Annotated in this window: 13 protein-coding genes and 1 tRNA gene; 5 read left to right on the forward strand and 9 right to left on the reverse strand. The window is 65.9% G+C overall.

Annotation, left to right across the window (positions count from 1 at the left end; genetic code table 11):
• Positions 1-131 precede the first annotated feature (131 nt).
• From BLU29_RS04790 to rpsB, 4 genes are all read right to left on the reverse strand, one after another.
• Positions 132-219, reverse strand: a tRNA-Ser gene (locus tag BLU29_RS04790).
• Between the two features lie 216 nt (positions 220-435).
• On the reverse strand, positions 436-843 hold the full coding sequence (locus tag BLU29_RS04795) for a DUF983 domain-containing protein (RefSeq protein WP_091055566.1): 408 nt from the start codon (positions 841-843) through the stop codon (positions 436-438).
• A 227-nt stretch (positions 844-1,070) separates the two neighbouring features.
• Positions 1,071-1,661, reverse strand: a complete 591-nt coding sequence (locus BLU29_RS04800; protein WP_091055568.1) for a translation elongation factor Ts — start codon at positions 1,659-1,661, stop codon at positions 1,071-1,073.
• Positions 1,662-1,683: 22 nt separating this feature from the next.
• Positions 1,684-2,559, reverse strand: coding sequence for a 30S ribosomal protein S2 (gene rpsB / locus BLU29_RS04805; RefSeq protein ID WP_091055570.1), 876 nt, complete (start codon positions 2,557-2,559; stop codon positions 1,684-1,686).
• A 385-nt stretch (positions 2,560-2,944) separates the two neighbouring features.
• Here rpsB and BLU29_RS04810 point away from each other — a divergent pair, with 385 nt between their 5' ends.
• From BLU29_RS04810 to BLU29_RS04830, 5 genes are all read left to right on the forward strand, one after another.
• On the forward strand, positions 2,945-3,295 hold the full coding sequence (locus BLU29_RS04810; RefSeq protein ID WP_231962313.1) for a class II aldolase/adducin family protein: 351 nt from the start codon (positions 2,945-2,947) through the stop codon (positions 3,293-3,295).
• A gap of 238 nt (positions 3,296-3,533) precedes the next feature.
• The gene (locus BLU29_RS04815) at positions 3,534-4,643 is read left to right on the forward strand and encodes an ABC transporter permease (RefSeq protein WP_091055571.1); all 1,110 of its coding nucleotides are present in this window, start codon (positions 3,534-3,536) and stop codon (positions 4,641-4,643) included.
• 198 nt (positions 4,644-4,841) lie between these two features.
• The gene (locus BLU29_RS04820; protein WP_091055573.1) at positions 4,842-5,798 is read left to right on the forward strand and encodes a substrate-binding domain-containing protein; all 957 of its coding nucleotides are present in this window, start codon (positions 4,842-4,844) and stop codon (positions 5,796-5,798) included.
• A 93-nt stretch (positions 5,799-5,891) separates the two neighbouring features.
• A complete protein-coding gene (locus tag BLU29_RS04825; protein ID WP_157693630.1) occupies positions 5,892-6,617 on the forward strand; it encodes a glycerophosphodiester phosphodiesterase family protein in 726 nt (241 codons plus the stop codon).
• A 186-nt stretch (positions 6,618-6,803) separates the two neighbouring features.
• Positions 6,804-8,267 (forward strand): sugar ABC transporter ATP-binding protein, encoded by a 1,464-nt coding sequence (locus BLU29_RS04830; RefSeq protein ID WP_172830208.1) that lies wholly within the window; start codon positions 6,804-6,806, stop codon positions 8,265-8,267.
• 78 nt (positions 8,268-8,345) lie between these two features.
• Here the strand turns inward: BLU29_RS04830 and BLU29_RS04835 are convergent, their stop codons facing one another.
• The 5 genes from BLU29_RS04835 to BLU29_RS04855 form a co-directional block, all read right to left on the reverse strand.
• Positions 8,346-9,248 carry a hypothetical protein gene (locus BLU29_RS04835; RefSeq protein ID WP_157693631.1) on the reverse strand — a complete coding sequence of 301 codons (903 nt, stop codon included), beginning with the start codon at positions 9,246-9,248 and terminating at the stop codon, positions 8,346-8,348.
• A gap of 275 nt (positions 9,249-9,523) precedes the next feature.
• A complete protein-coding gene (locus BLU29_RS04840; RefSeq protein ID WP_091055579.1) occupies positions 9,524-9,988 on the reverse strand; it encodes a response regulator in 465 nt (154 codons plus the stop codon).
• Positions 9,985-11,826 carry a PAS domain S-box protein gene (locus tag BLU29_RS04845; protein WP_091055581.1) on the reverse strand — a complete coding sequence of 614 codons (1,842 nt, stop codon included), beginning with the start codon at positions 11,824-11,826 and terminating at the stop codon, positions 9,985-9,987. The genes BLU29_RS04840 and BLU29_RS04845 overlap by 4 nt, the downstream gene beginning before the upstream one ends.
• Positions 11,827-11,828: 2 nt before the next feature.
• Positions 11,829-12,413 (reverse strand): YfiR family protein, encoded by a 585-nt coding sequence (locus BLU29_RS04850; protein WP_091055582.1) that lies wholly within the window; start codon positions 12,411-12,413, stop codon positions 11,829-11,831.
• Positions 12,401-14,227 (reverse strand): TonB-dependent receptor, encoded by a 1,827-nt coding sequence (locus tag BLU29_RS04855; protein WP_172830209.1) that lies wholly within the window; start codon positions 14,225-14,227, stop codon positions 12,401-12,403. Before BLU29_RS04855 ends, BLU29_RS04850 begins: the two co-directional genes overlap by 13 nt.
• Positions 14,228-14,297: the final 70 nt, after the last annotated feature.

Here is a 14,297-nt window from a genome sequence, read left to right on the forward strand (position 1 = left end):
GGCGGAGAGGGAGGGATTGGCTGCCGTCGGCAGGTGCCGAGCACTCGCGCTCCGCGCGCCCCATATCCCTCCTCAGCTGCCGCTTCGCGCCAGTCACCGGCTTCGCCGGCTCGCCATGTGCCGGTGGCACATGGCGGAGAGGGAGGGATTCGAACCCCCGGGACCTTGCGGCCCACCTGATTTCGAGTCAGGCGCGATCGACCACTCTGCCACCTCTCCGTGATCCCCCTCCTTCGCCGAGGCTACGGAGGGCATGAGGGGCCGGAACGTAGGCCCTGCCCTGCAAAACGGAAGCCGAAAGTAATACCCAAACCCAAGTCAATTTCTGACCACGAAATACACGAAACACACCAAAAGCTGAGATAAAAGGTCGGCTGGCTGGGGGTGGGATTCTTTTCGTGTATTCTGTGTATTTCGTGGTGACCTGGTCCGAACTCAGACGTTTTCGTCCTCCAAGGCGCCCAGTTCCCGGCGGTTGGCCGGCAGGTGCTGGGGCAGGAAGAAGTAATACAGCATCAGCTGCCAGCTGCGGGAGGACCGGTAGAGCGCCAGCGGCGCCAGCACCGCCAGCGCCAGCGCCAGCCCGACGGCCACCCGGCCGCTCAGCGCCCCGAGATACCACAGGATGACCACCGGCGCGAGCAGGCCCACGCAGGTCACGCCATAGTTGATGGCCATGGCTCCGAGGAAAAAGCCCTCGTCCTTCTCGATCTTCAGCCCGCAGTCGCGGCACGTGCGGTCCAGCTCGAAGAGCGTGCCGGTCTTGAACAGCGTGCGCCCGCCGCAGTTGGGGCAGCGGTTGGCGAGGCCTCGGGCGATGATCTGGCCGCGGGTGACTTGCATGAGAGGAAGAGGCACCACTAATACACACTAATGGGCACTAATAAAGACCGCGGAATCTGAAATTACCCGGCGGCTCCCCTCGCATTAGCCCGGACGTGTAGGGTCGTTGCTTGCGACGACCTCGTGCGCGCGAACTTCAGGTCGCCGCGAGCGGCGACCCTACAGGCTGAAAAAACAAAAGGCGCTCCGTTGCGGGAGCGCCTTGAAAGCTTTCAGCGGAGCGACGCTCAGGCGCCGAGCTGGTAGCGGGTGAAGCGGCGGATCACCATGTTCTCGCCGAGCTTGCCGACGTTCTCGGACAGGATGTCCTTGATCATCTTGTCCGGGTTCTTGACGAACGGCTGCTCGAGCAGGCAGACCTGCGAATAATATTTCTCGAGCTTGCCCTCGACGATCTTCTGCACGGCGGCCGGCGGCTTGCCGGCCATCTGCGCCGCGGCGATGTCGCGTTCCTTGGCCAGGTCGGCCTCGGGGACCTCCTCGCGGCGGACATAGCTCGGGGAGGCCGCGGCAATCTGCAGGCACACGTCCTGGCAGAACGCCTTGAAGTCGTCGGTCTTGGCGACGAAGTCCGTCTCGCAGTTGATCTCGACGAGCACGCCGACCTTGCCGCCCACGTGGATGTAGGAATGGACGAGCCCTTCCTTGGTCGCCCGGGAGGCGAGCTTGTCGATTTTGCTGCCGAGCTTCTTGCGGAGGATGGTGATGGCCTCCTCCGGGTTGCCCTGGGCCTCATCGAGGGCCTTCTTGACGTCGAGCAGTCCCGCGCCGGTTTTTTCCCGGAGCTCGCTGATCATGGAAGTGGTAACGGTAGGCATGTGATTAAAGGCTGCGTTGGGCTCAGACCTCGTCGGTGGTGACGGCGGACTTCTTGGCGCCGGTGCGGCTGGTGCGCTTCTTGACGACCGGCTTCTCCTCCTCGACCAGGCCCTTCAGGTTCGCGGGGATGGCGACCTTGTCGAGGTCGACCTCACCGGCGGCGTTGACGCCCGACGCCGCGGCCTTGGCCTCGGCGTGCGCGTTGCGGCGGGTCTCGCGGTGGGCCAGGCCCTGCGTGATCGCCTCGACGACCGCCTCGGTGATGATGCGGACGGACTTCGCCGCGTCGTCATTGCCCGGGATCGGGTAGGTCAGCTGGGTCGGATCGGAATTGGTGTCGACCAGGCCGACCGAGGGAATGTTCATGCGCTTGGCTTCGGCCACCGCGATCTCCTCGTAGCTGGTATCGATGACGAACATCGCGGCGGGCAGGCCGGTCAGGCCGATGATGCCGTCGAAGTTGCGGGTCATGCGGGCCATCTCGCGGCGGATGGCGGACTCCTCCTTGGAGGAGAACTTGCCGAGCTCGCCGCTGGCGTCCATCGCCTGGTATTTTTTGAACTTGGCGAGGGACTTCTTGATGGTCTCGAAATTGGTGAGCGTGCCGCCCATCCAGCGGGTGGTGACGTAGGGCATGCCGGTGGTCGTGGCCGCCTCCTTGATCAGTTCCGTGGCCTGGCGCTTGGTGCCGACCAGGAGGATGTCGCCGCCGCCAGCGACGAGCTGCTCGATGAAGGCACAGGCCTTGGCCAGCGCCGCGTGCGTCTTCTCGAGGTCGATGATGGTGATGCCCTGACGGTGGTCGAAAATGTAGGGCTTGGAGCGCGGGTTCCAACGCTTGGTCTGGTGACCGAGGTGGACGCCGGCATCGAGGAGGTCTTTGGGAGTGAGGTTCATGGGATCTATGTCGGAATAACGAGACACAGGTCGGCCAAACTGGGCCGCCTTGCGATCGTAACTGCGGTTAACGGTTGATGGGTTGAAGGAACAGGAAGGGCGAAAAGAGAGAACGCCCCCACCCTTGGCAAGACCGATTCCGCGGTTTTTCCGGGTTCTGCCGCCTTTGGCCCATAATTTGATTCTTTTCCCGTGACCGTATCTATTTTAATAGACTGCACGGTAATATGATAAGCGATTTCACCCCAGCCTTTCGGGATCTGCCTTGCCGTCTTTCCAGATGCCTCTGTCGCCAGGTATTCGAGCCAAGCCAGACAGCGCAATGTTACTGTAAGCCAACTTGACCGTTCCCCCTGCTGCCGCACGCCCTAAACATGTTGAGCCCGTGCACACCCTAGGCATCGATTATGGCACCAACCCGGTACGCGCCCTCGTCGTCCGCTGCGCGGATGGCGCCGAACTCGGCACCTGCGTGGTCAACTACTCTTCCGGCAAGCAGGGCATCCTGCTCGACCCGCGCGACCACCCCGGCGTGCTGGTCAACCGTCACGCCCCGTTCACGTGGGGCGAGACCGTCGCCCAGGCCGTCGAGGTCGCCGTTGCCGCCGAGTGCTGCGCGCACCTGGCGCTGATGTCCCTTGCCCTCGACCCGCAGCTGAAGGCCATCGAGCCCGAGTTGCTCAACAAGCATTTCAAGCGCAAGCATGGCCCCGACGCCTATTACGGCCAGAAGTAGAACCGGTCATCGTCCGGTCGGCTAAAAGGTGAAGCGCACTGACCCCAGCGCGCTTCAGGATGACCGTCCTCAAACCAGCGTGTTGAGGTCAACCCGCTCCACCCCGCTGGGCCATCCTCCCTTGGGGGAGGCCGTCCTGTCATACCCCTCGGAAGGGGCCGCAGACGCCGGGTAATGATTGACGAAACAAGGCTTCGCCGGTGCAGTCTTGAGGCACCTGCCTTCTGACTTGCACCCCATGTCATCGCCCCTTCGTTCCCTACTGAAGTTCCAGGAAAGCGGCCTGCTGCTCGTCATCCTCGCGCTCGGCCTGCTGCTCACGGCCTTCAGCGGCACCGTGCGGACCCCGCTCTTCGAGCGCACGGCCGGCGGCGGCCGGCAGCGGGTGTTCACGGTCAGCGCCGAAGGCGAGCGCGTGCCGGCCTTCGCCGAGAAGAACAAATTTCTCAACGCGCAGAACCTCGCCCAGCTGGCCAAGGACACCAGCTTCACCGCCATCATGGCCGTGGGCATGGCGGTCGTCATCATCGCGGGCGGCATCGATCTGTCCGTCGGCTCCATCTACGCCCTCGCCTCCGTGCTCGGCGCGCTGGTGCTGCGCCACTACGGGCCGGAGGAGCTCAATTCGCCCGCCCTCGGCATCGCCCTCGGCATCGGCGCCTGCCTGGGCACGTCCCTCCTCTGCGGCCTCTTCACCGGCGGGCTCATCGTGGCGCTGCGCGTGCACCCGTTCATCATCACCCTCGGCGGGATGGCGATCCTGCGCGGCATCGCCTTCGTCGTCACCAAGGGCCAGTCGGTCGGCGGCTTTCCGGCCGGGCTGCGCGATTTCGTCCGCCAGGAGGTCGGTGACGGGCTGAGCTTCGTGCCCCTGGCCGTCATGGTGCTGGTGACGGTCGCCGGCTGGATCTTCCTGTCGCGCCTGGCCGCCGGCCGGCGCGTCTACGCCATCGGCGGCAACGAGCTCGCGGCGCGCTTCAGCGGCATCCGGGTCGAGCGCGTGAAGCTCGGCATCTATCTCCTCTCGGGCCTGACCGCCGGCATCGCCGCGCTGCTGTCGCTGGGCTACTACGGCGCCGCCACCTCGGGCGACGGCCAGGGCTACGAGCTGAACGTCATCGCCGCCGCCGTCGTCGGCGGCGCCAGCCTGAGCGGCGGCCGCGGCTCGGCCCTCGGCGTCGTGCTGGGCGCGCTCATCATCCAGATGATCTCCAGCGGCATCGTCATCCTCGGCATCGACCAAAATTACAGCCAGATCATCATCGGCACGGTCGTCATCGCCGCCGTGGTGCTCGACAATTTCAACACGTGGCTGGCGAAACGCCGGCTGACGGCGAATGCCGGCTGACTTGTTTTTATGGCCACAAAGAGTCACAAAGAATCAACTTTGCCGGCTGAAGCTTGCGTCGCGCCCATAGGCGCGCGGGTAATCCTCGCCACCATCAACGATCTTTTTGTGCCTTTTCGTGGCCATAACTGCCTTGGCCCCAATTAGTGTTCATTAGTGTCAATTAGTGGTTCCCGAAACCTTCTTTCCTTAATCCTCATGAAAAAACTACTCCTGCTCCTCGCGACCGGTCTCACCATCGGCGCCGCGCCGGCCTCCGCCGCGCCCCGCACCATCGTCATCGGCGTCGTCGCCAAGTCCCAGGGCAACGCCGTCTTCCAAGCCGCCCGCGTCGGCGCACAGGATGCCGCCAGGGAGCTCAGCGCCAAATACGGCATGAACATCAAGATCGACTGGCGCACCCCCAACGAGGAGGACGCCCAGAAGCAGGCCGAGGCCATCGAGCAACTCGTGCTCGCCGGCGCCGAGGGTATCTCGGTCAGCTGCTCCGACGCCAACAAGCTCACCGACGCCATCAACCACGCCGTCGACAACGGCGTGCCGGTCGCGACCTTCGACTCCGACGCCCCCGCCTCCAAGCGCTTCGTCACCTACGGGGTCGACGACGAGCAATGCGGCGCGCAGACGATGGCCGAGCTCGCCAAGGTCATGAACGGGAAGGGCGTCGTCGCCATCCTCGCTGGCAATCCCAACGCGCCCAACCTCCAGAAGCGCGTCGCCGGCGCGAAGAAGGAAGCCGCCAAGTATCCGGGCATCACGATCCGCGACACCTATTACCACAAGGAGACGCCGCAGGACGCCGCCGCCAAGGTCGAGCAGGTCATGCAGGCCAACCCCGACATCACCGGTTGGGCCATGATCGGCGGCTGGCCGCTCTTCACCGAGAACGCCCTCAAGTGGCAGCCCGGCACCGTGCAGTGTGTCGCCGTGGACGCCCTGCCCGCGGAGCTCGCCTACATCCGCAGCGGCCACGTGCCGGTCCTCCTCGCCCAGCAGTGCTACGAGTGGGGTCACCGCACGGTCGAGTTGCTGATCGAGAAAATCGTCGACCACAAGAACCCGCCCGCCGTGAAGGAGGTCAGCGCGCTGATCCCCGTCACCAAGGCCAACGTGGACGAGTTCGGCAAGAACTGGGTCAAGTGGCTGCCGCACTGAGCTAATAAGGTGGAACCCGGCCTCCGGACGGGTTTGGCCAGACCCACAACAAGAAAACCGGCCCAGAGGTCCGGTTCCACCCCTGCCCTCCCCTTGAAACTCATCGCCCATCGCGGCGCCTCGCACGACGCCCCCGAGAACACCCTCGCGGCGCTCCGGCTCGGCTACGCGCAGGGCGCCGACGCCGGCGAGGTCGACGTCCATCTCAGCCGGGACGCCCGCATCGTGGTGCACCATGATGCGGACACCGGCCGCACCGCCGGCCTGCGACACGCCGTCGCCGCCCAGTCCCTGGCCGAGCTGCGCTCGCTCAATGTCGGCCAATGGGGCAAATGGCACGCCTCGGCCTTCTCCGAAAATATCCCGCCCCTCGCCGACGTCCTCCCCCTCGTGCCGGCCGGCCGCCGGCTGTTCGTCGAGCTCAAGGTCGGCGCGGAAATCCTCCCGGAACTCGAGCGGGTGCTCCGGGCCTCCGGCCTCGCCCCGGCTCAGCTCGCCCTCATCACCTTCGATCTCGCCACGGCGCGCGCGGTGAAACTCCGCCTGCCGGCCCACGAGGTCTGCTGGGTCGCGGAGCCGCCGGCCCCGCTCGACGGCCTGATCCGCCAGGCGAAAACGGCCGGACTCGACGGACTCGACCTCGGTTACAAGTTCCCGATCGACGCGGCCTTCGTCCAAAAAGTCCATGGTGCCGGGCTGAAACTCTACACGTGGACGGTCGATGACCCGGCCGTGGCGCGCGCCCAACGTGCCGCCGGGATCGACGGGCTCACGACCAACCGACCCGGTTGGATGCGGGAACAACTCTCCGCCGCATGAGCGTTACCTGCATTCACATTCAGAATGTAGGGTCGCCGCTTGCGGCGACCTCGCGCACCAGGTCGGCGCAAGCGCCGACCCTACATTAGAGCCATGGCCTTCCTCGAGTTGAACGCTTCGCGTCCTAACGACACCAGGGACAGCCCGCCGCAAGCTGCGGGGGATTTTTTAGTGTTCAAGGGCATCATGAAGCGTTTCCCGGGCGTGCTCGCGCTCGACGGGGTCGGCTTCAGCGTGGAACGCGGCACCTGCCACGCCCTCATCGGCGAGAACGGCGCCGGCAAGAGCACGCTGGGCAAGATCCTCGCCGGCGTGCAGACCGCCGACGGCGGCGAGATCCGGCTCGACGGCAAGGTCATCGCTCCCGATTCGCCGCTGGCCGCCCGTGAGCTGGGCATCGCGATGGTCCACCAGGAACTCGCCTTCTGCCCGAACCTGAGCGTCGCCGAGAACCTCTGCCTCGGCGACCTGCCCCGGCGCGCCGGCTTCGTCAACCGCACCGAGCTCCGGGCGCGCGCCAAGGCCATGCTCGCCACCATCGGCGCCGACATCGACCCCGACGTCATCATCGGCACCCTTTCCACCGGCCGCGAGCAGCTCGTGCAGATCGCCGCCGCCGTCGGCACCGGCGCCAAGGTCATTGTGATGGACGAACCCTCCAGTTCGCTCTCCGCCGCCGAGACCGCCGAGCTCTTCCGCCTCGTCCGCGACCTGAAGTCCCGCGGCATCACCCTCATCTACGTCTCGCACCGGATCGAGGAACTGTTCGCGCTGTGCGACAACATCACCGTGTTGCGTGACGGCAAACATGTCGCCACCGAGCGCATCGCCGACACCACGCCGCATCGCGTCGTGACCCAGATGATCGGCCGCGAGCTGCTCATCGCCACCCCGAACCACCTGGCCAAGCCGCTGGGCGACGAACGCCTTCGCGTCGAGGGCCTCGCCTCACCCCGGAAGTTTTCCAACATCGATCTCTCCGTCCGCGCCGGCGAGATTGTCGGTGTCGCCGGCATTGTCGGCGCCGGTCGCAGCGAGGTCGTCGAAGCCATCTTCGGCCTCGATCCCGCCGTCACCGGCCGCATCACGGTGAAGCACACCCCGCTGCCCGGCGGCTCGCGCGACGCCGCGCTCGCCGCCGGCCTCGGCCTCGTGCCCGAGGATCGCAAGCGCCAGGGCCTCGTGCTCGGCCTGAACTGCCGCGAGAACACCTGCCTCGCCGCGCTGCCCTCCTTGACCACGCTCGGCTGGGTGCGCCGCGTCACCGAGCGCGAGCTGGCCCGGCGCTACACGCAGCGGTTGCGCGTGAAGGCCCCTTCGCTCGAGACCATCACCGCCGGCCTCAGCGGCGGCAACCAGCAGAAGATCGCCCTGGCCAAGTGGCTCGCCCGTTCCTGCGACGTGCTGCTGATCGACGAACCGACGCGCGGCGTGGACGTCGGCGCCAAGGCCGAGATCTACCAGCTGCTCGACGAGCTCGCGTGCGAGGGCAAGGCGCTGCTGGTCGTCTCCTCCGAACTGCCCGAGCTCATCGGCCTCTGCCGCCGCATCCTCGTCATGCGCAACGGTGGCATCGCCGGCGAGGTCGCCCGCGCCGACTTCAGCGAAGCGGCGTTGATGCGGCTGATGGCGGGCGTGGCGGCGGCCTGACCCTGAGGTGGAACCCGGCCTCCGGACGGGTTTCTTCTGCGTGCGTCCTGAAAACCCGTCCGGAGGCCGGGTTCCACCTCAGAACAATTCCCGCAACGCTTTCGCCGACGGCGCGGATTTCGCGGTGGCCAGGAGCCAGGTCTCGCGGTGCTTCATGGTCTGGCCGGGCTTGAGGGTCGCTGTCGCGCCCATCGTCTCCATCTCGACCATGAAGTTGTCCGGGCCGACATAAAGCGCGAGGTTGGTGCCGAGTGGGTAGTTGCCCGCCGGGTCGTAGGCCGCGTGCTTGGCGAAAAGCAGTTTCTGCACGGGATCGTACCCTGCGATGAGCCCCGCATCGGCCTTGATCATCCGCTTGTTCTCGCGGCCGGAGGGGTGCAGCACCACGGCATCCGCGGTGAACTTGAACTGCGGATCGTCGAAGCCCACGCCGCCGTGCCCGCCGCCCCAGGTGCGGAAAGCGACGATGGTCGCGTAATCCCAGGATGACTCGTCGCCCAGCGGCAGCGTGTAGGTCGCCCGCTTGGACGGCACGGTGCAGGTCAGCGCCCAGAGCCCGCCACTCCAGAGCATGTCGCTCTCGTTCTGCAAAAAATGATCGAGGGTGACGCGGCCGTCGACTGTTACGGTCACCGTGAACCCGCGCCGGATCTTCTGCACCGGATCGAGCGCCCCGGTGACGGTGAATCCGTTGGCCTGCGCCGTCACCTGGCAGGGCTGGTTGTCGGTGGCGTAGGTTTCCTCGGCCTCGTCGGCGCCCGGCCGCGCCGCCCACAGGCGGTGGCCGCCCATCAGGTCCCAGCGGCCGCGCCGGTATTTGCCCGGCGCCCACAGGAGCAGGTTCTTCCCGTCCGGCCGGCCCCAGAAGGCGAGCCGTGGGCCCTTGGCCGTGATCGCGACCACCCGCAGCAGCGGCGTGCGCAGCTCGACCGCATCGAGCCCTTCGAATTTGATCCGCGAGATGACCGGCTTGGGTTTCATGAACACCATCATGCTTGAGGCCCGGACGCTCCCACGCAAATAGGTATTGTGCAGCCGCCAAAACAATCCCGCCGCCCGGCGGGGGCGGCGTTTAAATTGGGCGCCGGGGCTGGATTTGAACCAACGATCTTCAGGTTATGAGCCGGCCGACGTCAGGCTCATGATCCGCGGCTTGGGCGCTTGGGGGGCGAATACGGAGACTTCCTCGCTGAGCGGGGCTTGGACCAACCCGGCGCCGGCAGGTTATCCTCCAGGTGGAGGAAGCGCAGCGGGGTTCATGAGCCGGGATGCGCGGCCCGGGCGGTGCCGGGGGGCGGCTGGTTGAGGACGGCCCAGAAGGCGCCGACCTGTTCGACGGCGGCAAAGAACTGCTGGAAATCCACCGGCTTCACGACGTAGGCGTTGGCGCCGAGGGCGTAGCTTTTGGCCAGGTCGGGCTCCTCGCGCGAGGAGGTGAGCATGACCACGGGCACGGTCTTGAGCGCGGGATCCGACTTCATTTGCCGGAGAACCTCCAGTCCGTCCACCTTGGGCATCTTGATGTCGAGCAGCATCACGGCAGGGAGCCCGTTTTCGTGCCCGGCGAAGGCGCCGCGGGCGTGTAGGTAGTCCAGGGCCTCGGCGCCATCGCGCGCCACCACGACCTCATTGGCCAGGTTGTGCTCGCCGAGGGCGGCCAGGGTCAGGTTGACGTCCTGCAGGCTGTCTTCGACGAGGAGGATGCGTTTGAGTAATTTCATGGGAGTTCCTTGGTTGACGGGAGGGTGAAATAGAAAGTGGCGCCTCGGCCGGGCTCGCCCTCGGCCCAGGTGCGGCCGCCGTGCCGGGTGATGATGCGCCGGACGTTGGCGAGCCCGATGCCGGTGCCCTCGAATTCCTCGGCGCGGTGCAGCCGCTGGAAGACCCCGAAGAGCTTGTGCGCGTAGGCCATCTCGAAGCCCACGCCGTTGTCGCGCACGAAAAACACCCGCCCGTTCGCCGGGTCGTCCGTGCAGCCATACTCGATCTCCGCCGGGTCGCGCGGGCCGGTGTATTTCACGGCGTTGGCGAACAGGTTGACGAGCACCTGCCGCAGCATGGGGCGGTCGCCCTGCACGACGGGGAGCGCCCCGGCCCGCCAGATGATGTTCCGCGACGGGTTCTGGCTGCGCAGCGTCTGGATCGTCTCCTCCGCGAGCGTCTTCAGGTCGACCGGGGCCAGCCGCATCTCGCTGCGGCCCATCTGGGAAAAGACCAGCAGGTCGTCGATCAGCATCCCCATCTGCTTCGCGGCGCTGGCGATGTTGGCCAGGTAGCCGCGCCCGCGTTCCGACACGAGGTGGCCATCCGACTTGAGGAGGAGGCCGGCGAAGCCGTCCACATGCCGCAGCGGGGCGCGCAGGTCGTGCGAGACCGAGTAGCTGAAAGCCTCCAGCTCCTTGTTGACGGCCTCGAGCTGCGCGGTGCGGTCGACCACCCGCCGCTCCAATGTTTGCGTCAGCTCGCGGATCTCCGCCTCGGCCCGCTTGCGTTCCGTGATATCGGTGATGAAACCGCAAAACGTCACCACGTCGTTGGTCTTGAGCGGACTGATGGACAATTCCACGGGAAACTCATGGCCCTCGCGGCGCAACGCGCTCATCTCAACGGTGCGGTTCAGGACGGGACCCTCGCCGGTCGAGAGAAAATGCCCCATGCCGCGACGGTGGGCCTCACGGTGGCGCGACGGGATGATCAGGTGGGCGAGTTCCTGGCCCAGCACCTCGGCGCGGGACCAGCCGAACATCTTTTCAGCCCGCGCATTCCAGTCGATGATCCTGCCCGCTGTATCAATCACAGTCACGGCACTGAGCGCCGCATTCAGGACGGCGCGCAGGCGGCCCTCGCTTTCCTGCAGGGCTTGGTTCTGTTCATGAATTTGCCCCAGCATCAGGTTCAATGCATCGGTCAGGAACCCCACTTCATCGTCGCCCAGTTTGACGGCCCTGACCGAATAATCACGGCGCTCGGAAATGGCGCGCGCGGTCTCGGCGAGAGCAAGAATGGGCGAGGAAATCTGTTTTTGAAGTGACCGGGACAGCCCGTAGGCCACCAGCAGGACGATCGCCATCACCGCCAGCGCAATCTCAAGGGAGTCCCAGAGCCACGCCCGCAGGATGACCCCCGTGTCGAATTCCAGATAGAGCGTGCCCAGCCTCCGCCCATCCTGCATCACGGGCTGATAACCGGCCAGGCGTGCGTCGGCGAAGCGATAACCGGTTTCCCCGGGCGCGGCCGGGAGGGCAGCCGGGGACGCATGGTCCGGGTAACGCGCGAACAGCTGGCCTTTCCCGTCGTAGAGCGCCGCCGCCACGACATGCTGCTCCGCCTTGAGCGCCGCGAGGATTTCCCGCGCATCGTCCGGGTTGTCAAAGGCCAGGGCGGCCGTGCTGTTGGCCGCGAGCATCTCACCCAGCGTGGAGAGCTGGCGGAGGGTCGTCCGGCGGAAAACCAGGTATTCGTAGGTGAAGAACGCACCGTGCGTCAGCAGCATCACCACCCCGCTGATCATCAGGATGATCAGGATCAGCTTTTGCCGGATGGGTATGTTGCGGAGCATGGTTATTTTCCGTCCGTGGTGACGATTTCCGCCGGGCGGAGCAGCTTGGAACTGAGGACGAGACCGGCCGCTTTTGCGGCATTCAGGTTGATGCGCAGGCGGATCCGGTTTTCTTCGGTGACCAACCGGATCATGATTCCGCGCAGGGCGGAGCCCTCGGCATCGCTCACGGTCAGGATGCTCCGGTTTTGGAGCCGGGCGACGATCCCATCGAGCCGGCCCGCTTCGGAACGGCTGATGAAAAGCAGGTGGCAGGTGTCGATGTCCTCGACCCGCGGGTAACGCCGGATGAGGAGTGGCCGGGCGCCGACCTTTTCGCCCCGCACGGCCTCGTCGAGCGCCGGGCCGAAAGGATCTGCGCCCAGCACGCCGATGACCAGCGGTGCTTCCGGGCCGGCAAAGGCCGTGGACGGCCATTCGACAAAATGGGTGAAGTTGAACAGGAGGACCGCCTTGACCTGATACTCGTGCACCGACGGGGTCTGCGCCTCCCCGGCGCTGCCGCCCAAGGTCAGCGCCGCGAGCAGCAGCCAGCCCCGGAGCCGGGGCGCCTCACCCCATCCCCGGCCTGTGCCTAGAAGCGCCATGTGATTTTTCCGTAGCCACTGCGCGCAATTTCCTGACGCGAAGCCGGCGCGTTGAATTCCGCATGGCGGGCGTGCAGGAGGTTTTGGCCGACCACAGAAAATTCCAGTGCGGGCGTGGGCGTCCAGCCGACGCTCAGGTCCGCTTCGTCGTAAGCGGGCACGTGGGAGTTCGTGAGACGCGCCACGAACCGGTAGGAGGTGTCGACGGTCCAATGGCCGGGCAGATCCACGGAGGAACGCACCGAGAACTGATGTTCGGGATCGTCGTCCGTCGGAGCGGCGGCGGTGCTGCCGGGCGTGTTGTGGAGGTGGAGATGCGTTTGGGTGAAACCCGCCCGCAGCCGCCACGAGTTGGTCACCCGGTAGTCCGCCGTCAGTTCCACGCCGGTGGACCTGCCTTCCGTGCCATTGCCGAGATAAAAGGGCAACGGTGTCGCCGGATTGACCCGCTCCACCGAGCGGAGTCTGTCGTAATCATTGTAAAATGCGGCGAGGGCGAGGGCGAGCTGCGGCCGGGGCTGCACGCGCCAGCCGAATTCGTAGGCCAGAAGCTCCTCGGAGAGGAAATTCGGATTGCCCTGCAACAGTGTGAACGGCGGATCGCGGGGGGCGTAGAATTCGCCGTCGATGCGCGAGGGCGTGCGCACCGCCCGGGAAACGGCGGCCCAAACGGTCTGTTCCTTGCTGACGAGCCACGCCAGCCGGCTGCTGGGCTCCAATTCAAAGCCGGTGTAGAAGTTGTGCTCGAGTTTGGTGCCGAACGTCAGGTGCAGCCGGTCCGGCACCAGCGTGATTTCGTCCTGGGCGAACACGTTGAACGACCCGCGCGCGACGTCCGCTGGAAGGAACGCAAGCACGGGATAGTCGTTGTGCTGCTGGTCGTCGATCAACCGGTAGCCGGCGCCCCAGATGATGTCATGCCGGTCGCCGAGCGTGAAACGGTGCTGGAAATCGACGTCGTAGGTGCCAAGGTCCTCGGCAAAGGTGCCGGGGATGCGACGATAGGTGTGATCATAATACCATTGCAGCGAGAAGCTGGATCTGCCGGACAGCGTGCGCGTCCAGCGGCCGAGGACGTTGGCCCCGCGCACCTCGATGTCCGCCGCGCCGGGCTGACCGATGCGGCCGGCGTAGACGTCGCCTTGCAGCGTGAGCAGGTTGTCAGCGGTGGCATCCCAATCCACGCGAAAGCCGCCCTGGCGCATGGCCGAGTCGTTCGCCCCGTCGCCGCCATTGAGCAACCGGGTGCTGTCCAGGCCGGTATATTTCCCGTAAATCCGGTAGTATACGCCGGGTGCGAGGGTGCCACCGTAGCGCACGCCGCCGAAGCCGCTCAGCGCCGAACCACCGCCACCCTCGACGAGCAGGCCCTGCGTGTCCTTTGCGCTTTTCGTCGTGATGTTGATGACGCCGTTGACGGCGTTGGCGCCCCACTGCGTGGCGCCGGGGCCGCTGATGACCTCGATGCGGGCGACATCCTCGAGCAGCGTGTCCTGCACATCCCAAAACACCGCGGCGTGCAGCGGCGAGTAAAGGGTGCGGCCGTCCATCAGCACGAGGAGTTTGTTGGCGGAAGAGCCGTTGAAACCGCGCGCACTGATGGCCCACTGGCGCGAATCGATCTGCGCCACCTCAAGGTTCGAGGCGAGCCGGAGCGCCTCGGGCAGACTGGTGGCGCCCGCCCGGCGAATATCGTCCCCGGTGATGACCTGGATGGCCGAGGCTGTCTCGGAAAGCTTTTCGGGGCGCCGGGAAACCGACGTAACCTCGATATCCAGCAATTCATCCAGGCTCAGCTGCTTAAGCGAGGGCACCGGAGAAGGATCGGTGGCCGTTTGCGCCGCACTCCGCCCGGTCCAGACCATCAGCCCAGACATAACCAAA

The organism is Opitutus sp. GAS368 (assembly GCF_900104925.1).
Lineage (GTDB): Bacteria > Verrucomicrobiota > Verrucomicrobiia > Opitutales > Opitutaceae > Lacunisphaera.